The organism is Phaeodactylibacter sp., assembly GCF_040219495.1.
Taxonomy (GTDB): Bacteria; Bacteroidota; Bacteroidia; order Chitinophagales; family Saprospiraceae; genus Phaeodactylibacter.
Map to the genome: position 1 here is coordinate 113,119 of NZ_JAVJSK010000079.1, position 20,036 is coordinate 133,154.

Below are 20,036 nucleotides of genomic sequence, written 5' to 3' on the forward strand. Positions count from 1 at the left end.
TAAGTGCCAATCCTGTTTTTCTTTTGTGTGTTTGGTCACAGAACAAGGTGATAATTATCACCGGCGATCATAAACGCTACTATCTACGGTCAGTTTTCTCCTTCTCCAGGTAGATGTCCCCGAAAGTAACTGAAATGGTCACGCTGGGGTAATACTCCGCCCGGGGCTGGAATTCCACTTTCTTTATGTCCTCTGTATTTTTCAGGAATTCCATCTTGAGGTTGCTTGGGAAATAGATGCTGCCGTGCTGAGCGGTCAGGGCATAGCTGTAGTCCAGCAGTTTGGGGTCAAAGAGGAAAATGTCGCTTTTGGTACCCGTGATATTCAGGTCGAGCAATCCGGCGGAAGCCGACAGGATGCGCACGTCTCCGTAGTTGGTATTGATGCTGTAGCGGCCCTTGATCTCTTCCAGCGTGATATTGGACCGCCGGGAATCGATGGTTACCTGACCATCCAGCCTCTTCCCGGAGATATCGCCAAAACGGGTGGTAAGGTCAATGCTGCCCTGCACATTTTCCAGGCCTACGGGGCTGAATTCTCCCTGATAGCGGAACCGCTTGGCAAGATTGATCACATTTGCGGTGCCAAAGTAGTTTTTCAGGTAGACCGGGCAGCTCTCCGGCACTTTGACGACATAGCGGGCGGATAAATTGGAAGCAGGCTCAGGCTCGCCTTCAGCTACGGAGATATAGTTGCGGATATAGATTTTGTTGCGGACCCGTTCGGCGATGTACTTGATCTTTTCAATATCGGTCTCCGCGGTGCCTTTGTCCGGGTGCTTGGCAACGAACTCCACGGTCAGTGAAATTTCTTCCCTGCCCCAGGTTTCTATAGACACATCAGCTTTTTCGCCTTCAATATTCACTTCGTACCCGTCCCGGTATTTGAAGGTCTTTTCCAGCCGTTTGGTGATGACATGCAGGTTGCTGGTCTGTGCAGTAAGCTCGTTGCTGCTCAGCCCCAGCAAGCCGGAGCACAGGATAGCCAGGAGCAGGCGTGCAGGTGAGGTGATTATTTTCGATAAATGCTTCCAACGATTCATTGGTCCAGACATTTGATGGGCAGTGGTCATTAAATTTGAGCAATCATTTCCCGGATGAGGCCGGAGCGTTCTTTTTCGATCTTGCTCATCTGCCGGATGAGCTGAGCATCTTTTCCGTAGCGATCCATCATATCCGAAATTTCTTCCTGAGCAGCTTGCAGGTCCGCCCATTCCGATAGCAGTAATTCGTAGGTGGGCAGTTGCCTGGCCACCGGGTCTCGTCGGAATGTTTGCACGGCCCGTTGCATGAGTTGATCGGCTTGGCCCCAGTCAGCCTCGTGTCCAAATGCGCCGTCAATGGTTTCCCGGGCATAGGCGTAGGAAGTGTGGGCGGGTTCTGCATCCTCTTGGGGCCAGGCCCACCAAAGCCCGATCAATAGCGCAATAGCAGCAGCTACTCGCGCCATCATCTTCAGTGCAATCCGTCGGGCAGAAGGGCGTAGTTCACGACTGATGCCAGCCCAAACATACTCCGGTGGCGCGTACTGAGGGAGTTCGGACAGGGCTTCCCGAAGAGGCTGTTCTGCCGCGTCAGCATCAAGGGCATCAGCAATGTGCATCCAGTTTTGAAAAGGGGGCGCATACGCGGGCAGGGCGTCCAGAGCTTCCTGCAGGGGCGCTTCCTGTAGTTGGGCACTCAATTCCTGGCCGATCTCCTGCCAGCACTCGTCCGGTGGCGTGTAAACCGGTAGCTGAGACAGGGCCTTTTCCAGGGTATTGCGGTTTTGCTCAGTCATCGTTTAGGAATTGTAGTGTTGTAATGATTCCCGAAGCCGTTTTTTGGCATGGAATAGTTGTGATTTCGAAGTCCCCACCGAGATGCCGAGCATATCGGCTACTTCTTTATGAGGATAGCCTTCGATTTCCACCAGGACAAAGACTGCCCGGTAGCCTTCAGGGAGGGCCTGTATGGCGCGCTCCAGGTATTCCACATCCAGGCGGTGGCCCCAGTTGATGGCTTCTTCGCGGGCATTGGGGTCCAGGGGCTCAAACTTCAGGTTGCGCTTGATGTGGCTTAGGGCCGTGCGCACCACTATGGTTTTGATCCAGGCGCCCAGCGTAGACTCCCGCCTGAACTTGGGCAGCGCCCTGAATACCTTAATAAAGGCATCCTGTAGAACGTCATTCGCGGAATCAAAGTCGTTGGTGATCCGGTAGGCGGCCGTGTACATAGCTTTGCAGTACCGCTCGTACAGCTCGCGCTGAGCGAGGCGGTCCTGAGCCAGGCAGCCTTCAATTAGTTCTGATTCCGTCATACTTTTTGTCGCATAAACCATAGGCCTGGAGTTCTCCTGAGGATTCTTCTCTAAAGAGCTTCCAGACAGTAAAGGGGTTGTATTAAATGGAAGAAAAAGCGCTATTTCCCCAGCAACAGGCCGAGGGAGAAAATCAGGCGTTCCGGCCGCTGATCAAAGTCATAGCGCTCTTCGTTGAAGTACATGTGGTCGCCAAACCGGGTGAAATTGCCCTGGTAGCGCACATCGAGCATGATGTTCCAAATGTCGAGCCCTACGCCCAGCTGATAGCCGTAGGTGAGCTCTTCAAACCGCTGATCATAATTCTCGTAGGCCAGCAGGTCAGAGGTACTGTTGACGTAAATGTGCCCCAGTGGGCCGCCGCAGAGCCGCAGGGCCCCGATTCGGTAGTGCAGCAGCAGGGGGATGTCGAGGTACTGGTATTTCTCGGAGAGGACTTTGGTCACCGTACCGGAGCCTCGCAGTTCTTCCACCTCGTAGTCCACCCGGTTGGAGTTGAAGATGACTTCGGGCTGTATGATCCACTTGTCGCCAATCGGGATTTGGACGACCAGGCCACCCTGAATACCGAATTGCGCTTCGTCCACATCGAGAAGGAGCTCGGGGGAGCTGCCGCCTCCCGGGATGGTATTGGCGCTGGTTGGCACGTTCAGGTTGACGAGCCCGGCACGGAAGCCCAGCCGGACTTGGGCCGATAAGGTAACACTACTGGCTAAAGCCAGCAAAAGCAGAGTCGGGAATTTCATGTGCGGATGTATTTTGGGGATAAAGATACTTATGATGGTGTAAAATTAAGGTGTCCTGAGTTTTACCATAGCAACAAAACGAGCGGGCAGACCGGTAGGTTGCGCCCTTATTTTTATTAACCACAAATTTGGGCTATAATTGTCACCTTGGACGAAACTTAATGTAGCCTATGGAAGTCAAACAATCGGCATTTGCTGGAAGCTATGCCAAAGAAACGCAGTGCCCGCGCGACGGTAAGCCCGAATACGCCTTCATTGGCCGTTCAAATGTAGGTAAGTCATCATTGGTCAATATGCTTTGCAAACGCAAAGGCATTGCTCGTATTTCCCGCACGCCGGGCAAAACGCAGCTGCTAAACTACTTTCTGATCAATGAGGAGTGGTATCTGGTAGACTTGCCGGGGTATGGCTATGCCAAAATTTCAAAGAAAAAACGCCAGGAATGGCAGCGTATGATCCGGACTTACCTCAAGACCCGGTATACCTTGCAGTCTGCTTTTGTGCTCATTGACAGCAATGTGCCGCCTCAAGAGATTGACCTCGAATTCATGAACGAACTGGGGGCGGAGCAGATTCCCTTTTCGATTGTTTACACCAAAGCAGACCGCCTGAAAGTACACGAGCTGGAGGAAAACCTGGAGAAAATCCGTGCGGCGATTCTAGAACACTGGGAAGAGCTGCCCCCGGAATTTATTTCGTCTTCCAATACCGGGCGGGGGAGAGCAGAACTGCTGGCGTATATTCATCAGGTCAATCAGCAGTATTTCGAACACCACGATGATCTATAGAGGCAGAAGCGTACGAATGTAAAAGCCGATGAAAAAAGAAGTGCAACAGACCGGTTATAAGCATGTTATCCCTGAAATAGGGGACTGGCCTATTTATAAGTTGAGCCAGGACCGGCGTAAGTTTATTTTGGATATTGACCAGTTCATCACGGACCGGTTCATGCAGCAGCCGACACCAAAGATTACGGATCTGTTGTCAAAGACCATCTATCTGGAGCGCATCCGGATGAAGGAAGAGCCCTGGAAGGTAGACCCGCCGAATGATCGGCAGTTTTGGCGTAAGATCCGCAATCAACTGATGGGGCAGTCGCTGGACCGCAGCGAAGAAGAGGCCCGCCAAACCAATGAGGAGCTCCTCCGCAAGATTGTACACCGGTACTCCGAAGAGATCGTGGGTACTTTTCAAAAGGGTACTTTTCTGTTTGCACGGCGGTTTCTGACCTTGTTTTTTACCCGCCTGCTCAATACGGCTGCGAGCCGCAACTGGCGCCGGTTTTGGGGCAGCAAATACCGGCTGCAAGACCGGCTGCTGGTCAAAGGGCATATGGAGACGATCCGCGCTTTGATGGAAAAAGGTACGGTGGTGATCGTGCCTACCCACTTCAGTAATCTCGATTCTATTTTGATAGGCTACGCACTGGACTCCTTTGTTGGGCTGCCTTCCTTTTCCTACGGAGCTGGGCTGAACCTCTACAATACGGGCTACACCGCTTATTTTATGAATCGGCTGGGAGCGTACCGGGTGGACCGCCGTAAGAAAAACCCCATCTATCTGGAAGTGCTGAAGGGCATGTCCACACTGTCTATTCAGCGTGGGGTCAACAGCTTGTTTTTTCCTGGCGGAACAAGGTCGCGTTCCGGGGCATTGGAAACCAAACTCAAACTCGGGCTACTGAGCACCACGGTGGAAGCACAGCGCGCTATCTATCAGGAAGGCCGAAAGGAGAAGGTCTTTATCTGCCCTTTGGTCCTCGGCTACCACTTTGTGCTCGAAGGGCAGTTCCTGATTGATCAGCATCTCAAGCGTATGGGCAAGGAGCGGTATTTGCCCAGCCGGGACGAGTTTTACAGCTTCCGGAAACTGACAAAATTCATCTGGCAGTTCTTTTCTCAGGAAAATGATATCACGCTCTCTTTCGGGCAACCGATGGATGTCTTGGGCAACTATGTGGATGCCCAAGGGCGCAGCTTTGACCAGTATGGAAATGAAATTAAGTTGGAAGAGTACTTCTACACCAACGGAGAGGTAGCGATAAACCTGCAGCGGGAATCAGAGTACACCAAACGCCTGGGCGAACGCATTGTCGAGCGCTACTTCAAAGACAATATCGTACTGACTAGCCATCTGGTAGCTTTTGCAGCCTTTCAGATTGTGAAAAACAAAAACAACCGGCTCGATATTTACGGCATCCTTCGCCTTCCAGCAGATGACTATATTATTCCAATGACGACGATGCGCGAAGTCGTCGGGCAACTCCGGCAGCACCTGATCGATCTGGCTGAAGCCGGAGAGGTAAAGCTTTCCGAGCAAATATTGTATGATGTCGATCAGCTGATCGAAGACGGCATCAGCAGGTTGGGGACTTATCACATCGCCAAACCCCTGAAATTCAATAAAGAGGGGCAGATTATTAGCGAAAGCTTCAAGGTGTTGTATTTTTATCACAACCGGCTCACCGGCTACGGGCTTGAGCAGGAAGTACAGTGGAAGCAATTTGACCTGGAAATGGTTTAACCTCTATGATTAAAAGGTTTTTTCTTTCGGAGCGGAATATGATGGCGGCTATTCTTGTCAATGCCGTGATCATCTTTATGCTTTACTTTCCGGGATGGCGGCATGAGCCCTGGCTGGAGTTTATCGACCACCTTTTTATCCTTTTCTTTCTGCTGGAAGCGGGCGTCAAGATTTTTACCCTCAAGCCGAAGGGGTATTTTTCCGACCCCTGGAACCGGTTTGACCTGATTATTGTACTCGGCAGTCTGCCTTCTGTCCTCGTGCAGGTGATACCTGTGCCTGATACCTCCCTGCTCATCATTTTACGCCTGTTCCGGTTGGTCCGTTTGATCCGGTTTATCCGGTTTGTGCCCCATTTGAGCAAGGTGATTGCCGGACTGGGGCGGGCGCTTCAGGCTTCTGTTTTTGTGCTCCTGGCGCTATTGTTCCTCAATCTGTTGCTGGCCATCTTTACCTGCCATTTCTTTGCTGATATAGCACCGGAGTACTTCGGAGACCCCCTGATCGCATCTTATTCCATCTTTCAAATGTTCACCGTGGAAGGATGGAACGAAATCCCCGCTCAAATTGCTAAACACTTATCTGAGCACAAGACAGAAGCCGGTATTTTCAGCACAAGTTTCCTCATTGGGATGACCCGGCTGTACTTCGTATTGGTTGTCCTGTTGGGCGGTGTGTTTGGTATGTCTCTGGCGAATGCTGTATTTGTAGACGAGATGACGATGGACAACAACGATGCCATCGAGCAGAAAATAGACGATCTGCACGCAGAGGTTCAGGAGCTCAAGAGCCTCTTGTTGCGTAACGAACAAAAAGAAAACCCATGAACTTCATCGTATATGACCTGGAAGCGACGTGCTGGGAGGGGCGCCCGCCCAATAAGGTACAGGAGACCATTGAAATCGGAGCAGTTTCCATCAATGGCTACGGAGAGATAACTGGTTCTTTCAACAAGTTTATCCGGCCGATCCTCAATCCGAATTTGTCGCTTTTTTGCCGCGACCTCACTTCTATCGAACAAGAATACCTGGATCGCTCCAATGAGTTCCCGGATGTGATTGAACACTTTCAGGACTGGGCAGACATTTTCGATAATGATTACCTGCTCTGTTCCTGGGGCAGCTTTGACCGCAAGATGCTGATTCAGGACTGTCAGTTGCATGGCATGGAGTGGGAATGGGTGGAGAAACACCTGAACGTCAAGAAGGAATACACACGAATGCGCCGTTTGCGCCGGCCGCGCGGGCTGCGCGCGGCCGTAGAAAAGGAAGGGTTTGAGTTTACCGGTACCCACCACCGGGCAATTGCTGATGCGGAGAATTTAGCTAAGCTTTTCATCAAGCGCCTCGACGAATGGCAGTTTTGATGCCGAGGCTACCTGCGGGGAGGGAAAAGGACAGCTCCGCCTGCCTTTGATCGTAAGACAGGCAGAGCTGTTCCCGGGTTGTTAGAAACCCATTCCAACGGTCAGTTTGTAGAAAGAATCATTGCCCTCCAGCACATCGCTACCAAATGCGAAGCGCGCCCAGGTACTGCCATTCGGGTTGGAGAATTGCAGGTAAGGGCCTACCCACTGATAGACATCGGATGCTTCTTCCACATCAGAACCTCCGGAAAGGATGAGGTGCTCCCAGTGTGCACCAAACGACAAGAAATCTAGCGCTTTGTAGCCGGCATTCAGCCAGTAATGCGTGTAGGCAAGCGTAGAGCCTTCTTCGCGCAATGGAGCATAGTAACCGAGGTAAAATTCACCCTCCAGGCTTTCGGTGTTTAGCCCGACCGTCAGGTTGGGCACAATACCGTCGCCCATGATCCCCGGGCCCGCAGTAGCGCTGGACAACAGATTGCCGCCCAGGAAACCGACCTGCGGTGTAATACTAATAGCTTCTGTTGGCTGAAAGCTCATGCCTACGCCGAATTCAGTCCAGTTGCCCCAGCCCCCGCCGGTGCCGCCAGACCAAAGGATGCCGTAAAAGGTGAGGTCCATTTGGTCGCTGAGGCTGTAACCACCGGAAAAGAAAGGGTAAAACCCGAAGAACTGATCAGAGTTTAGGGTGACATTCATGCTGAATTTGTTCTCTTCCTGGGCTTCTGCCTGTTGTGGGGCAAAAGCGAGCATCAGGCTGCAAATCATGACTAAAGATAGTTGCTTAAGTGGGTCAAAATTCTTCATCTCAGTGAGGTTTGGTTAAAAAATGATAATGGATAGTAAGCACTGCTCTCGGCCGTCCGGAGGGAGGGCTTTCTGCAGTTTATTAGACTTGATGGGACAGGGATCATAGCAGAGTTAAAATGGCTCTGTTCTTCCCAATACACTAACCCGACGCATCAAATCTATTCGCGTTATAGCATAGACGTCCTGCTTTGCCTCGGGGCAAAGACAGGTGGTCCTGGTTTAAATAAAGGTCTGGCTACCCTGTACTACTGAAAAGTCAGGGCTGATAGGTTAGGGTTTGAAATGGTCTATTTGGAAAGCGGCTACTATTTTGAATAGTACTGATCGTAAAATTAGAAGCGAGGCATCAATTCTACTACCCTAATATTTTTTGACGTCTTGTATCAAAGAAAAGATAAGATGATATTATAGCTTATAAATCAATATTTTATAAAATATTTTGATGTTACGTTCAACTTGATTCAGGTGCTTTTAATTTTAATGGTAATGCTATTGTTTGCAAGGGGGGCATTTTTTTGCCTACGGGCTGTAACAGGGCGGCCCTGTCTAAAAGCAGACAGGGCCGTTTTTCATATTGCCTGAGGTTTAGAGGTAATTTACAACGCAAAGGTACTCCAAACATACGCTCAGGCTCTTCCTACGCTTTACGAACATCAGAGCGGTTTTAGTTGGAGGTCTTTCCATTTGACCCGGATGCCGCCTCCATCGTGAATTTGCAGGCAAATGCCGCCTTCGCCCGCGCCAATCTTTTCGTCTTTGATTTTGACCATACGCTTGCCATTGAGCCAGGTGGTGACCCGGGGGCCCCTGACTTTGATTTTAAGGCTATTCCAAGCATTGGGTAGTAGGGCTGCTTCTCCTTTTTGCTCCGGTTTGATGAGCCAGCCTCTGCCGTAAGACTCATAAATGCCTCCGGTATGTTTATCGGGCGGTGCAACTTCCACTTGCCAACCCTGTACCTTGGTGCCTTCCACGGCAGAGCGGAAAAATATACCGCTGTTGCCATTGGCTTCTTGTAGAAATTCAAGGGTCAGCACGAAATTATCGTAGGACTCGGTGGTGCAAAGGTAGCCGTACTGCTTATCCGGCCCGCTCTCGGAAATCAGGAGCCCGTCTTCCACGTACCATTTTTCTGTGCCGTAGGCTTCCCACCCCGTGAGGTCTTTTCCATTGAATAATTGCTGTTGAGCAGTCAGCATAGTCGTCAGGCCAAGCAATAACAACCCCAGTGTGTTTCTCATAACGGACGTATTTTGATATTCTTAAACCAGGTTTTACTGCCATGATCCTGCAGCCCAATCAGGCCGGTCTTGGCCATCCCGTAGTCCGGGAAATCCTTCCACTTGCCCACCTCTTTGCGCATTTGCCAGTCGTCAGACCAGGGCTCGAAGCTGAGTAGCGCTTTCCCATTGAGGAAGTAGGTTACTTTTTCCGGGGTGAACTTGATACGGCTGCTGTTCCATTCACCTGCGGCTTTCACCTGCTTGCCTGCTCCCGGCACATACATCCCATAGTCCGCCCCCACGTATTGATTGGGTAGCAGTTCCTGCGGGAAGCCGATGTCATCAAGTAGTTGGTATTCCGGGGCATTCTCATAGAGGGCGTGGTATTGTTCGCCTTCCAGCACGTGGTAAAAAATACCGCTGTTGCCTGCCTTCTCAATTTTCCACTCCAGGTATAAATCGAAGTTCTCAAAGGGCTGATTTGCGTAGACAATATCGCCACCACTATCACCACCGGTGCCCCCGGTCATCAGCGCCCCGTCTTCTACTGTCCAGCTACCGGGCAGGGCGTCCTGATTGTAACCTCGCCAGCCTTCTGCCGTTTGGCCGTCGAATAAAAGTATCCAGCCTTCGGATTGTTCGGCTGGTGTTAGGGCGTTGTCGGCTGTGGGCTCTTCCGTTTCCGGCACTTCAGTTGTAGTTGCCGTTTGTTCTTCCGAGGCCGGCGTGCCCCCGCATCCCCACAACAGAAGGGCAAGCGCAAAAAATAATAGGTTCTTCATTTTGTTGATTTTTAGTTAATTGGACGTGGTGTACCCCCACCTCCGGTTTCTACTTCACCTTCATCGCCACCGGGTCCCACTCCATAAACCGGTTTTCAAAGTAACTGTCGTTGCAAAGCAGCGCCGGCGCACAGGCACGGAAGCCAAATACCGGGTCTTCCACTACCTGCCCCCCTTCGCGGATGGCGCGGAAGAGGTTGCCAAAGTGGTCGTAGTGGGCGCCTTTATAGCCTTTTTCCACCTCGTAGACCATCTTTTGGGGTGGCAGGATTTGTTTGCGGTCGCTGCGGGCACCTGTTTCTTTCTCTTTGGCATCAAGGAAGGGATCATCACTGTGAACAGTGCGGTTGCGCTCTACGGTGACATCGTTCCAGCCGATATTCATGGAGCCTTTGCTGCCGTTGATTTTAAGATAGGTGGAGCCGCTTGTACCATCCACGAAATTACAGCGCAGGGACAGGTTGAAGCCAGGGTGCGCTTCGCTGTCAGGGTAGTTGAACATGCCCAGCAGGACATCCGGCACTTCACGGCCGTCCTTCCAGTACCGCAGTCCGCCCATGGCCGCGATGCGCTCCGGGCCAAGAGAGCTGGTGATGAAATGGAGGCTGGAAAACAGGTGTACAAACAGGTCGCCCGACATGCCCGTGCCGTAATCCCGGTAGTTGCGCCAGCGGAAAAAGCGCAGAGGGTCAAAGTCACGCTTCGTGGTATTGGAAATGTACGTGGCCCAGTCCACGGTTTTTTCACTGGCATCTTCAGGCACCGGGTACTGCCAGGCACCGCCGGGGGAGTGGCGGGCCCAGAACCCTTCGGCGTAGTTGATATCTCCGATTACCCCGGCTTCCAGCAGCTCTTTGGCCTTTTCATTGCCCAGAGAGGACAGGCCCTGACTGCCTACCATAAAGACGGTGCCGGAATCTTTCCAGGCTTTGATCAGCTCCTGGCCTTCCCCAACGCTGTGCACCATCGGTTTTTCGCAGTAGACGTGCTTGCCTGCTTTCATCGCATCAATGCTAATGGTCTTGTGCCAGTGGTCGGGCGTGCCGATGATAACCATGTCCACCTCCTTTCTTTTCAGGATGTCCTTGTAGTTTTTGGTCAGGAAAAGGTCCTGCCCCCAGCGCTCTTTTGCCGCTTCAAGCCGACCGTCGTAGAGATCACAGGCGGCTACAATACGCACGCCCTCGTGCTCCAGTGCGGTATTGGCATCCACGGTGCCCATACCCCCGGCCCCGATCACAGCGATATTCAGCGTCTGTCCCGGTGCAGGGCGTGGTTTGGGTTTTAATATTTCGTAAGGTACAGGAGCTTCCTGTGCCACCGACCTGGCGGCACCAGCCAGCGCAGCGCCTGCTAAGCCTGCTTTTTTGATGAATGATCTGCGGTTTTGGCCCATAATTTGGTGGTTTCGTTCTGTGGTTTGATGAATTTAGCGCTTTAAATTAGGAAAAGGCAAAAGGAACTCCTACAATGAAGCCGTGTTTATGCTGTTAGGAAAGGAAAAAGGGGAGCATTTCTTCACGAATTGTATTATCTTGTTGTGATACCAACTGTTTGTTTATGTCAACTGTAATTACTGCTATGCCACTGACCAATGAAGAGCTGTCTAAAACCGATAAACCGTTGCCGCTCCGCTATCCGGCATCGGAAGAAGAATATTGGTCGGTCGCACAGGAAGCAGAGTACCGGGCAGACTACTACCGTGGAGAAATTATTGCGTCTATGAGTTATGAATCTGAAGACCATGCAGAGATTATGAATGAACTGATGTTTCATTTAAAGTCTATCTATCGTGGATCAAACGTCCGCTTTGGCAACAGCAACCGCCCGGTTTGTATCCCAACCTGCGGCAATGCCATTTTTAATCCGGATGGCTCTGTTATTCAGCTGCCGGCCCGCTTTTATGAATACCAAAAAGGCATGCGGGCAGATTTGACGCCCATCGTGGTTTTTGAAGTGCTCTCGCCTTCCACCCGGGTGCGCGACCTGGGAGAGAAGCTGCCTTGTTACAAGCAGATTGAAGGCATTGAGCACATTCTTTACGTTGACGGGGCTACCGTTAAAGTACACCACATGCAGCGGCAGGGCGATAATCAGTGGCTGGAAACGGTCTACACGGAAAAAGAAGCACACTTCGCCATCAATGGGAAGCCCATTAAAATCGGAGATCTATATGCCGGCGTTGACTTTGAAAAATCAGAAGATCAGTCGGGTAAGTAACGCTCGGGTATCGGCTGCTCCTTTGTTTCTCCCATCCAGTATACACTAATAATCCACCAGCGCTCTTCATCATAAAGCAATTGAATACTATTGATGCCACGGGCAAAGGGTTGCTCATCCGCTTTTGAACGGTAAGACTCATAGGTGCTGAATAAATGTGTGACCGTGCCATATGTTTCGGTGACCCGATGTATTTCTTTTTCGTGAAACCCGTTTTCCTCCAGCCAATTCCCTGAAGTGAATCGTCATACTTTTGCAAAGGATTGAAAATATTTTCCGGACACATTTGTTTTTCTAAATCAAATGCCGTTATCTTTGACGCAAACGTAATTAAAATGAATTCTTTTACAAGTAACAACTGGTGGTGGTGGCACAATCGTTCGGGAGACCGGGTGAAGTGACACGGCTATGCTTGAAAGGAATAAATCAAGATAAAAAGCGGCTTGTCGATTCACTCGGCAAGCCGCTTTTCTGTTTCATGACTCAACAACTATCGAATGCCGACGCTAACGGACACTAAAATCAAGATCAAAACCACGGTCAGGCGATATCTGGCGGACACAGTCACCCCGGTAACGCTCTACCTCAAAGCCAGAGATCATTTCTCGGAGCCCGTACTCCTGGAAAACAATGATTTTCGCAATAAAGAGGATTGTTATTCCTTCATGGGCCTGGGCGTACTGGGCAGTTTTCAAGTGCAGAATGGAGCCGTCACCGAACACTGGCCGGACGGTACCACCTCGCAGCAAACCGTGGCAGATACCCTCACCGTACCGGCAGCTATGCAGGCCTTCCTCAAGCGCTTCGATGTAGAACAGGATGCGGCTTATGCTGGCTTCAACGGGCTGATCGGCTACACGGCTTTTGATGCCGTGCAGTACTTCGATACCCTGAAGTTCGATCCGGAAAAGCGCCGTTTTGACTTGCCGGATATCCGCTACAACCTTTATCAGATCATCATTGCCATCAACCACTTCAAGGACGAACTGTATGTCCTTGAGAATTTGCCGGAAGGCACCCCCTCACGGATGGAGGAGGTGGACCAGTTGATCAAAAGCCAAAAATTCGCCACTCATCACTTCCAGCGGGTAGGTGAAGAAGAAAGCAACCTCACAGATGAAGAATTCATGGAGCTGGTGCGTATTGGCAAGCACCACTGCCAGATTGGGGATGTTTTCCAGATTGTTTTTTCCCGGCAGTTTTCTCAAAAGTACACCGGAGATGATTTTAGCGTTTACCGGGTGCTGCGTTCCATCAATCCGTCCCCTTATCTTTTTTACGCCGACTATGGGGGGTACCGTATCTTTGGCTCAAGCCCGGAGACCCAAATGTCGGTGCAAAACGGCAAGGCGGTTGTGAACCCTATTGCCGGCACTTACCGCCGTACGGGCGACCTGGAAGAAGATACCCGAAGTGCCCTCGAATTGCGCGATGATCCCAAGGAAAATGCAGAGCATATCATGCTGGTGGATCTGGCGCGCAATGACCTGGGCCGTCATGCCACTGATGTGAAAGTAGAAGAGCTGAAGGGGATTCAGTATTTCAGCCATGTCATTCACCTGGTTTCCAAAGTGACCGGAAAGCTGGGGCCGGGCACCAACCCGGTTCAGGTATTTGGAGACACCTTCCCGGCGGGCACACTCTCCGGTGCGCCCAAGTACAAAGCGCTGGAACTCATCAATCAATACGAAAATCAAAACCGCAGCTTCTACGGTGGCGCGCTGGGCTACATCAACTTCAACGGGGAGATGAACAACGCTATCGTTATCCGGTCTTTCCTGAGCAAAGACAACACCCTTTTCTACCAGGCGGGTGCCGGTGTAGTGGTGGCCAGTCAGGAAGCCAAAGAACTGCAGGAAGTCAATAACAAACTTGGCGCGCTCACCAAAGCACTGCGCGAAGCTGAAAAACTCTAAGCCATGAACATACTTGTCCTCGATAATTACGACTCTTTTACCTTCAACCTTGTGCAGTATATTCAGGAGCTGCTGGGGCAGGAAGTGACGGTAAAGCGGAATGACGCCATCAGCCTGGATGCTGTTGATGGATATGATGCCATCGTGCTCTCTCCCGGCCCCGGGCTACCTGCCGAAGCGGGTATTATGCCGGAACTGATCAAGCGGTATGCAGCCACCAAGCCCATCTTGGGCGTTTGCCTGGGGCATCAGGCGATTGGAGAAGCTTTTGGGGCGGCACTGCTGAACCTCGATGAAGTTTACCACGGTATAGAAACGCCCATTACCCGGATCGTTGCTGATGAGCCCTTATTTCAGGGCTTGTCTGACCACTTTCAGGCTGGCCGTTACCACAGCTGGGTGGTCCGGAAAGACAGCCTTCCCGCTGAACTGGAAGTGACTGCTGTTGATGACCGGGGAGAGATTATGGCGATGCGCCACCGTTCTTTTAATGTGCGGGGTATGCAGTTCCATCCGGAATCCATCATGACCCCAAAGGGCAAGCAGATGCTGGCTAATTTCTTCAAATACTGTGTAAACCCAGAACTTGAACCGGTAACCGCCTGATTTATGAAAACGATGCTCAACCGACTATTCAACCACGAACGCCTGGGGCGGGAGGAAGCCCGGCAGGTATTACTGGATATCTCGCACGCCCGCTACAACCACGTACAGGTGGCGAGTTTTATGACGGTCTTTCAGATGCGCCCGGTCTCCATTGCCGAGCTGCAGGGCTTCCGGGATGCGCTGCTGGAGCTTTGCGTACCCTTTGAAGTTGATGGCATGGAAACCATCGATATCGTTGGGACCGGGGGGGATGGGAAGAACACTTTTAACATTTCCACCACCTCGGCGGTGGTCGTGGCCGGTGCAGGCTACAAAGTAACAAAGCACGGCAGTTACGGGGTTTCCTCCTCGGTTGGCTCTTCCAATGTATTGCAGGAGCTGGGCTATACCTTTACGAACGATACCGATACCCTGCGCCGTCAGCTGGATCAGGCGAATATCTGCTTCCTGCATGCCCCTTTGTTCCATCCCGCTATGAAGGAAGTCGTGCCGGTGCGCAAGCAGTTGGGGATGAAGACCTTCTTCAATATGCTTGGGCCATTGGTCAATCCGGTCCAACCGACCCACCAACTGTTTGGCACCTTTGATCTGGAGTTGTCCCGTCTTTATCAGTATATCATGCAGGAAACGGGCCGGCGCTTCAGCATCGTTTATGCTTTGGATGGGTACGATGAAGTATCTCTGACCGGGCCCTTCCGGTTGCGCACCAACGAATCAGACACCATCCTGACCCCAAAGGACTTAAAGCAAGCCACGTTACAGCAGCAGGACCTGCACGGAGGAGACACCCCGGAGGAAGCGGCCCGCATTTTCCGCGCGGTGCTGGACAATACCTGCACCACGGCTCAAAAGGAAGTGGTGGTGGCTAATACCGGACTGGCTATCCACTGCCTGCGACCGGAAAAAAGCCTGCAGGATTGTATGGCCGAAGCCCGGGAAAGTATCGAAAGCGGTAAGGCCCGGCGGGTACTGGGTCAATTGGTTTCACTCAACTAAAAAATCCCATAGGGACCATTCAAAAATAAGCTTATGAACATCCTTGATAAAATTGTTGCCCACAAAAAACAGGAAGTGGCCGAGCGCAAAGCGCGCTACCCGGTCAAGCTGCTGGAGCAAAGCATTTACTTTGAGACTCCGGTAGTTTCCCTAAAGCAGTACCTGCAGCGGCCTGATAAGTCGGGCATCATTGCCGAATTTAAACGCCGCTCGCCTTCCAAAGGGGACATCAACCCCTATGCATCGGTAGAACGGGTGTCGATTGGTTACATGCAGGCCGGCGCCTCGGCTTTGTCGGTGCTCACCGATGAGTCTTTTTTTGGGGGTAAGAATGCTGATCTCACTGAAGCACGGAAATTCAACTTTTGCCCCATCCTGCGTAAAGACTTCATCATTGACGAGTACCAGCTCATAGAGGCGAAGTCGATTGGAGCAGACGCGGTGTTGCTCATTGCAGAGTGCCTGGAAGCCGGCCAACTGGCGCAACTAGCTAAGCAAGCCAAAGCCCTGGGGCTGGAAATCCTCATGGAAGTGCACAGCGCCAGCCAGCTGTCTAAATATGTGACTGAAATAGATGCTGTTGGTGTCAACAACCGTGACCTCACCACCTTTAATGTAGATATAGCGACTTCCCTGGATCTGGTAAACCACCTGCCTGAAGAAGCCGCCCGGGTGTCTGAGAGTGGGATCAGTGACGCGCAGGTGGTGGCCGAGCTCAAGCAGGCCGGCTACCAGGGCTTTCTGATCGGCGAACACTTTATGAAGCAGGCAGAACCAGGCAAAGCCTGCCAGGAATTCGTGAAGCAGGTCAGACATGTAGAGGCACTCCTGGATGGTGCCATTGCGAGCAATTAAAAGCCTAACAGGAATGCAAATAAAAGTATGTGGCTTACGGGAGCCTGAGAATATCCTCGCCATCGCCCGGTTGCCCGTCGACTGGCTGGGGTTCATTTTCTACGCCAAATCTCCGCGGGCGGTGAAGCCGGAGCTGGCCCAATGGCTGGAGAAACAGGAGGAGGCTTTGGCTGGCAAAAAGCGGGTAGGTGTTTTTGTAAATGCCGAAATTGAAGAAGTGCTCAATGCGGTACACGACTTCCAGCTTGACGTGGTGCAACTGCACGGAGAGGAAAGCCCGGAGTATTGCCAGCTTATACGCAATCTGATGGAGTCCACCTCCATGCGTAAAGCCCAGTTGATGAAGGCATTTCAGGTGGGCGGAGCTTTCGATTTCAACCGGGTGTACCCCTACGCTGCTCATTGTGCCTACGTGCTGTTTGACACCAAAGGCAAAAACTACGGTGGCAACGGTGAGCAATTCAACTGGGAGTTGTTGCAGCAATATCAGGGCGTGACACCCTTTTGGCTCAGTGGCGGTATTGGGCCGGAGGATACCGCTGCCGTCAACGCTTTTTCGCACCCGCAGTGGTGTGGTATCGACCTGAACAGCAAGTTCGAAACCGCTCCCGGGCTGAAAGACCCGGTCTTGTTGAAATCATTTGTTGAATCTGTGAAAAATGAATCCTTATGATTACTATTGACGAAAGAGGGTACTACGGGGAGTTTGGCGGGGCCTATATCCCGGAGATGCTCTACCCAAATGTCGAAGAACTCCGGGAGCAGTACCTGGATATCATATATGAAGAAAGCTTTCAAAAGCAATTCCACCGGCTCTTGCGTGACTATGTTGGGCGCCCTTCGCCCCTTTATCTGGCAGAGCGCCTGTCTGAGCACTATGATGCCAATATTTATCTAAAGCGGGAAGACCTCAACCATACCGGTGCGCATAAAATCAACAACACCATCGGTCAGATTCTGCTGGCCCGGCGGTTGGGGAAAAAACGCATTATTGCCGAGACCGGTGCCGGGCAGCACGGGGTGGCCACTGCTACCGTTTGCGCGCTTATGGGCATGCCTTGCGTGGTCTACATGGGTGCGGTGGACATTAAGCGGCAGGCGCCGAATGTGTCCCGCATGCGGATGCTGGGGGCTGAAGTGCGTTCGGCAGAAAGCGGCAGCCGTACCCTCAAAGATGCCACCAACGAAGCCATCCGCGACTGGATCAACAACCCGGTAGATACGCACTATATCATCGGTTCGGCGGTCGGGCCTCATCCGTATCCGGATATGGTGGCCCGCTTTCAGTCGGTCATCAGTGAGGAGATGCAATGGCAGCTGGAGGAACATACCGGTAGCGCTAAGCCTAATGCCGTGATTGCCTGTGTGGGCGGGGGCAGCAATGCCGCCGGCGCTTATTTCCACTACCTGAACGAACCCGATGTCCGCCTGATCGCTGTGGAAGCCGCTGGCAAAGGGGTACAGTCTGGGGAGTCTGCGGCAACGAGTGTCTTGGGGACCAGGGGCATCATCCACGGCAGCCGCACCTTGCTCATGCAGACCAAAGACGGACAGATTGTAGAGCCGTATTCCCTTTCCGCCGGGCTCGATTATCCGGGGATCGGGCCTATGCACGCCCATCTGATTGCCAGCGGCCGTGCCGAAGCCATCAGCATTACGGATGAGGACGCGCTTAAAGCCGCCTACTTCCTGTCAAGGAAAGAGGGCATTATCCCGGCACTGGAGACTTCCCATGCTTTCGCTGCTTTGGATGTCATGGACTACAAGAGCAGCGACGTCCTCGTCATCTGCCTCTCAGGCCGTGGCGACAAAGATCTGGAGACCTTTATCAATCATTTTGACGACTACCAAAACGAAAATTTATGAGCCGGTTGCAAGAGCTCTTTGGGCGAAAGCCCGAACATATCCTCAACGTTTACTTTACGGCGGGCTACCCTGGGCTGAACGATACCGGGCGCATCATCCGGGCGTTAGACGATGCCGGGGCCGACCTGATTGAAGTCGGTATGCCCTATTCTGACCCTCTGGCAGACGGGCCTACGATTCAGGAGAGCGGGATGAAAGCGATCCGGAACGGGATGACCCTGCCGCTTTTATTCGAGCAGATCGCCGAGGCCAGGCAGCATACCGAAATCCCTCTGGTGCTTATGGGGTATTTCAATCCGGTGATGCAGTACGGGGAGCAGCGTTTTTTTGACCGCTGTGCGGAAGTCGGTATCGACGGGCTGATCTTGCCAGACTTGCCGGTTTATGAATACGAAAACTTCTACCGGGAGGGTATCGAAAAAGCCGGCCTGGACATGAGCTTCCTGATCACCCCGCAGACAAGCGAGGACCGCATCCGAAAGATTGATGCGCTGAGCACAGGCTTCGTCTATATGGTTTCGAACTCTGCCATCACCGGTGCCCAATCCGGTATTTCCCCGGAGCAGATCGCCTACTTTGAGCGCATCCGTGGCATGAAACTGGAAAGCCCGCGCCTGATCGGATTCGGCATTTCGAGCCACGAGACCTTCAGCACGGCTTGTCAGTATGCCAATGGCGCAATCATCGGTAGTGCCTACATCCGGGCGCTTGGCATGGGGGTACCTGTAGCCGAAGCCACCCATCAGTTTGTTCAACAGATTCTCAAAACCTCCATCCCTCAAGACTAACCTATGATTATCCAACTCGAACCTAATATCAAAGCGGATCAACTCAAGCAACTGGAGCAACAGCTCGATGTCATCCGCTACAGCACCACCCGGGTGACAACGCAGTACGCGGACTACATTATCGGTGTGGGGAAATCGGAATTCGACATCCGCAGCATCGGCACCCTGCCTGGGATACGCGACATCCACCGGGTGAGCGATGCCTACAAGCTAGTGTCCAAGAAGTGGAAGGTGGAAGATACCGTCATCGACCTCGGTGATGGCATTCAGCTGGGGACGGGCCACTTTGGCATTATGGCAGGCCCCTGCTCTATTGAGTCGGAAGCACAAATCGAAAAGACGATTGCCCACTTACAGCAGGAAGGCGTACGTGTCATGCGGGGCGGCGTGTACAAGCCGCGCAGTTCCCCCTATTCTTTCCGCGGGCTCGGCATCGACGGGCTGAAAATGTGGTACGAGCGGACTCGCGCTGCGGGCATAAAGATCATCACCGAAGTCATGATGGTGGAGCAAATCGAAGCCATGGCGGACTATGTAGATGTCTTTCAGGTGGGGGCACGCAACTCCCAGAATTTCAACTTATTAGATGCGCTGGGCGAAGTGGACAAACCCGTATTGCTCAAGCGCGGCATCTCCGGTACAATAGATGAGCTTTTGCAGGCCGCTGAGTACATTTTCTCCAACGGCAATGAACGGGTCATGCTGTGTGAGCGGGGCATCCGGACTTACGAAAACGCCTACCGCAACACTATGGATGTCAATGCGATAGCCATGCTAAAGGAAAAAACGCACCTGCCCGTCATCGCTGATCCTTCTCATGGTATCGGGCTACGGCGTTACGTGGACAAGATTGCACTGGCTTCCATTATGGCTGGCGCAGATGGCGTCATCATGGAAGTCCACGAGCAGCCCGAAAAAGCCTTCTCGGACGGGCAGCAGACGCTAAGCTTCCCGGAGGCGGCGCGTTTGTACCGGCGTATGCGGCAGGCTTATGAGTTGCGGGAGGTGTTTTAGGGGGGGCTCAATGAGCGGTTTGCTATG

The 20,036-nt window shown here is 52.2% G+C and carries 21 protein-coding genes; 13 read left to right on the plus strand and 8 right to left on the minus strand.

Annotated elements, in window-relative coordinates:
• Positions 1-79: 79 nt before the first annotated feature.
• The 4 genes from RIC19_RS11795 to RIC19_RS11810 all read right to left on the minus strand — a co-directional run bounded on the left by RIC19_RS11795 (position 80) and on the right by RIC19_RS11810 (position 3,044).
• Positions 80-1,042 (minus strand): DUF4097 family beta strand repeat-containing protein, encoded by a 963-nt coding sequence (locus tag RIC19_RS11795; RefSeq protein ID WP_350178521.1) that lies wholly within the window; start codon positions 1,040-1,042, stop codon positions 80-82.
• A gap of 29 nt (positions 1,043-1,071) precedes the next feature.
• Positions 1,072-1,779: a hypothetical protein gene (locus RIC19_RS11800; RefSeq protein WP_350178522.1), complete on the minus strand. Its 708-nt coding sequence runs from the start codon at positions 1,777-1,779 to the stop codon at positions 1,072-1,074.
• 3 nt (positions 1,780-1,782) lie between these two features.
• Entirely contained in the window at positions 1,783-2,298 is a 516-nt protein-coding gene (locus tag RIC19_RS11805) for an RNA polymerase sigma factor (RefSeq protein WP_350178523.1), read from the minus strand.
• A 101-nt stretch (positions 2,299-2,399) separates the two neighbouring features.
• Positions 2,400-3,044 carry a porin family protein gene (locus RIC19_RS11810; protein WP_350178524.1) on the minus strand — a complete coding sequence of 215 codons (645 nt, stop codon included), beginning with the start codon at positions 3,042-3,044 and terminating at the stop codon, positions 2,400-2,402.
• 170 nt (positions 3,045-3,214) lie between these two features.
• On the opposite strand from RIC19_RS11810, the gene yihA reads away from it, so the two are divergent.
• The 4 genes from yihA to RIC19_RS11830 are packed head-to-tail and all read left to right on the plus strand — an operon-like array spanning position 3,215 to position 6,933.
• Positions 3,215-3,832 carry a ribosome biogenesis GTP-binding protein YihA/YsxC gene (gene yihA, locus RIC19_RS11815; RefSeq protein ID WP_350178525.1) on the plus strand — a complete coding sequence of 206 codons (618 nt, stop codon included), beginning with the start codon at positions 3,215-3,217 and terminating at the stop codon, positions 3,830-3,832.
• Between the two features lie 28 nt (positions 3,833-3,860).
• Complete coding sequence (locus tag RIC19_RS11820; RefSeq protein WP_350178526.1) at positions 3,861-5,567, plus strand: 1-acyl-sn-glycerol-3-phosphate acyltransferase; 1,707 nt, start codon at positions 3,861-3,863, stop codon at positions 5,565-5,567.
• A 5-nt stretch (positions 5,568-5,572) separates the two neighbouring features.
• Positions 5,573-6,394 (plus strand): ion transporter, encoded by an 822-nt coding sequence (locus RIC19_RS11825; protein WP_350178527.1) that lies wholly within the window; start codon positions 5,573-5,575, stop codon positions 6,392-6,394.
• Positions 6,391-6,933, plus strand: coding sequence for a 3'-5' exonuclease (locus RIC19_RS11830; RefSeq protein ID WP_350178528.1), 543 nt, complete (start codon positions 6,391-6,393; stop codon positions 6,931-6,933). Before RIC19_RS11825 ends, RIC19_RS11830 begins: the two co-directional genes overlap by 4 nt.
• A gap of 81 nt (positions 6,934-7,014) precedes the next feature.
• Here RIC19_RS11830 and RIC19_RS11835 read toward each other — a convergent pair whose 3' ends face one another.
• The 4 genes from RIC19_RS11835 to RIC19_RS11850 form a co-directional block, all read right to left on the minus strand.
• Positions 7,015-7,740, minus strand: a complete 726-nt coding sequence (locus tag RIC19_RS11835) for a DUF6733 family protein (protein WP_350178529.1) — start codon at positions 7,738-7,740, stop codon at positions 7,015-7,017.
• Between the two features lie 656 nt (positions 7,741-8,396).
• Positions 8,397-8,984: a 3-keto-disaccharide hydrolase gene (locus tag RIC19_RS11840; protein ID WP_350178530.1), complete on the minus strand. Its 588-nt coding sequence runs from the start codon at positions 8,982-8,984 to the stop codon at positions 8,397-8,399.
• Positions 8,981-9,748, minus strand: a complete 768-nt coding sequence (locus RIC19_RS11845; RefSeq protein WP_350178531.1) for a 3-keto-disaccharide hydrolase — start codon at positions 9,746-9,748, stop codon at positions 8,981-8,983. Before RIC19_RS11845 ends, RIC19_RS11840 begins: the two co-directional genes overlap by 4 nt.
• 49 nt (positions 9,749-9,797) lie before the next feature.
• Positions 9,798-11,144, minus strand: coding sequence for a Gfo/Idh/MocA family protein (locus RIC19_RS11850; RefSeq protein WP_350178532.1), 1,347 nt, complete (start codon positions 11,142-11,144; stop codon positions 9,798-9,800).
• 164 nt (positions 11,145-11,308) lie between these two features.
• Between RIC19_RS11850 and RIC19_RS11855 the strand changes: the two genes are divergently transcribed.
• The 9 genes from RIC19_RS11855 (at position 11,309) to aroF (ending at position 20,009) form a co-directional block, all read left to right on the plus strand.
• Complete coding sequence (locus RIC19_RS11855) at positions 11,309-11,968, plus strand: Uma2 family endonuclease (protein WP_350178533.1); 660 nt, start codon at positions 11,309-11,311, stop codon at positions 11,966-11,968.
• A gap of 497 nt (positions 11,969-12,465) precedes the next feature.
• Positions 12,466-13,884: an anthranilate synthase component I family protein gene (locus tag RIC19_RS11860; protein WP_350178534.1), complete on the plus strand. Its 1,419-nt coding sequence runs from the start codon at positions 12,466-12,468 to the stop codon at positions 13,882-13,884.
• Positions 13,885-13,887: 3 nt separating this feature from the next.
• The gene (locus RIC19_RS11865; protein ID WP_350178535.1) at positions 13,888-14,490 is read left to right on the plus strand and encodes an anthranilate synthase component II; all 603 of its coding nucleotides are present in this window, start codon (positions 13,888-13,890) and stop codon (positions 14,488-14,490) included.
• Between the two features lie 3 nt (positions 14,491-14,493).
• The gene (gene trpD / locus RIC19_RS11870; protein ID WP_350178536.1) at positions 14,494-15,486 is read left to right on the plus strand and encodes an anthranilate phosphoribosyltransferase; all 993 of its coding nucleotides are present in this window, start codon (positions 14,494-14,496) and stop codon (positions 15,484-15,486) included.
• Positions 15,487-15,519: 33 nt separating this feature from the next.
• On the plus strand, positions 15,520-16,341 hold the full coding sequence (gene trpC, locus RIC19_RS11875) for an indole-3-glycerol phosphate synthase TrpC (RefSeq protein WP_350178537.1): 822 nt from the start codon (positions 15,520-15,522) through the stop codon (positions 16,339-16,341).
• Between the two features lie 13 nt (positions 16,342-16,354).
• Entirely contained in the window at positions 16,355-17,014 is a 660-nt protein-coding gene (locus RIC19_RS11880) for a phosphoribosylanthranilate isomerase (protein ID WP_350178538.1), read from the plus strand.
• Positions 17,011-18,207: a tryptophan synthase subunit beta gene (trpB, locus tag RIC19_RS11885; RefSeq protein ID WP_350178539.1), complete on the plus strand. Its 1,197-nt coding sequence runs from the start codon at positions 17,011-17,013 to the stop codon at positions 18,205-18,207. The genes RIC19_RS11880 and trpB overlap by 4 nt, the downstream gene beginning before the upstream one ends.
• Complete coding sequence (gene trpA, locus RIC19_RS11890; RefSeq protein ID WP_350178540.1) at positions 18,204-18,995, plus strand: tryptophan synthase subunit alpha; 792 nt, start codon at positions 18,204-18,206, stop codon at positions 18,993-18,995. Before trpB ends, trpA begins: the two co-directional genes overlap by 4 nt.
• 3 nt (positions 18,996-18,998) lie before the next feature.
• Positions 18,999-20,009, plus strand: coding sequence for a 3-deoxy-7-phosphoheptulonate synthase (gene aroF / locus RIC19_RS11895; RefSeq protein ID WP_350178541.1), 1,011 nt, complete (start codon positions 18,999-19,001; stop codon positions 20,007-20,009).
• Positions 20,010-20,036 lie beyond the last annotated feature (27 nt).

What these genes read in the sequence shown, in the direction of transcription:
- RIC19_RS11795 (WP_350178521.1), bottom strand. Translation starts at nt 1,042, where the DNA reads ATGAATCGTTGGAAGCATTTATCGAAAATAATCACCTCACCTGCACGC.
- RIC19_RS11800 (WP_350178522.1), bottom strand. Translation starts at nt 1,779, where the DNA reads ATGACTGAGCAAAACCGCAATACCCTGGAAAAGGCCCTGTCTCAGCTA.
- RIC19_RS11805 (WP_350178523.1), bottom strand. Translation starts at nt 2,298, where the DNA reads ATGACGGAATCAGAACTAATTGAAGGCTGCCTGGCTCAGGACCGCCTC.
- RIC19_RS11810 (WP_350178524.1), bottom strand. Translation starts at nt 3,044, where the DNA reads ATGAAATTCCCGACTCTGCTTTTGCTGGCTTTAGCCAGTAGTGTTACC.
- yihA (WP_350178525.1), top strand. Translation starts at nt 3,215, where the DNA reads ATGGAAGTCAAACAATCGGCATTTGCTGGAAGCTATGCCAAAGAAACG.
- RIC19_RS11820 (WP_350178526.1), top strand. Translation starts at nt 3,861, where the DNA reads ATGAAAAAAGAAGTGCAACAGACCGGTTATAAGCATGTTATCCCTGAA.
- RIC19_RS11825 (WP_350178527.1), top strand. Translation starts at nt 5,573, where the DNA reads ATGATTAAAAGGTTTTTTCTTTCGGAGCGGAATATGATGGCGGCTATT.
- RIC19_RS11830 (WP_350178528.1), top strand. Translation starts at nt 6,391, where the DNA reads ATGAACTTCATCGTATATGACCTGGAAGCGACGTGCTGGGAGGGGCGC.
- RIC19_RS11835 (WP_350178529.1), bottom strand. Translation starts at nt 7,740, where the DNA reads ATGAAGAATTTTGACCCACTTAAGCAACTATCTTTAGTCATGATTTGC.
- RIC19_RS11840 (WP_350178530.1), bottom strand. Translation starts at nt 8,984, where the DNA reads ATGAGAAACACACTGGGGTTGTTATTGCTTGGCCTGACGACTATGCTG.
- RIC19_RS11845 (WP_350178531.1), bottom strand. Translation starts at nt 9,748, where the DNA reads ATGAAGAACCTATTATTTTTTGCGCTTGCCCTTCTGTTGTGGGGATGC.
- RIC19_RS11850 (WP_350178532.1), bottom strand. Translation starts at nt 11,144, where the DNA reads ATGGGCCAAAACCGCAGATCATTCATCAAAAAAGCAGGCTTAGCAGGC.
- RIC19_RS11855 (WP_350178533.1), top strand. Translation starts at nt 11,309, where the DNA reads ATGTCAACTGTAATTACTGCTATGCCACTGACCAATGAAGAGCTGTCT.
- RIC19_RS11860 (WP_350178534.1), top strand. Translation starts at nt 12,466, where the DNA reads ATGCCGACGCTAACGGACACTAAAATCAAGATCAAAACCACGGTCAGG.
- RIC19_RS11865 (WP_350178535.1), top strand. Translation starts at nt 13,888, where the DNA reads ATGAACATACTTGTCCTCGATAATTACGACTCTTTTACCTTCAACCTT.
- trpD (WP_350178536.1), top strand. Translation starts at nt 14,494, where the DNA reads ATGAAAACGATGCTCAACCGACTATTCAACCACGAACGCCTGGGGCGG.
- trpC (WP_350178537.1), top strand. Translation starts at nt 15,520, where the DNA reads ATGAACATCCTTGATAAAATTGTTGCCCACAAAAAACAGGAAGTGGCC.
- RIC19_RS11880 (WP_350178538.1), top strand. Translation starts at nt 16,355, where the DNA reads ATGCAAATAAAAGTATGTGGCTTACGGGAGCCTGAGAATATCCTCGCC.
- trpB (WP_350178539.1), top strand. Translation starts at nt 17,011, where the DNA reads ATGATTACTATTGACGAAAGAGGGTACTACGGGGAGTTTGGCGGGGCC.
- trpA (WP_350178540.1), top strand. Translation starts at nt 18,204, where the DNA reads ATGAGCCGGTTGCAAGAGCTCTTTGGGCGAAAGCCCGAACATATCCTC.
- aroF (WP_350178541.1), top strand. Translation starts at nt 18,999, where the DNA reads ATGATTATCCAACTCGAACCTAATATCAAAGCGGATCAACTCAAGCAA.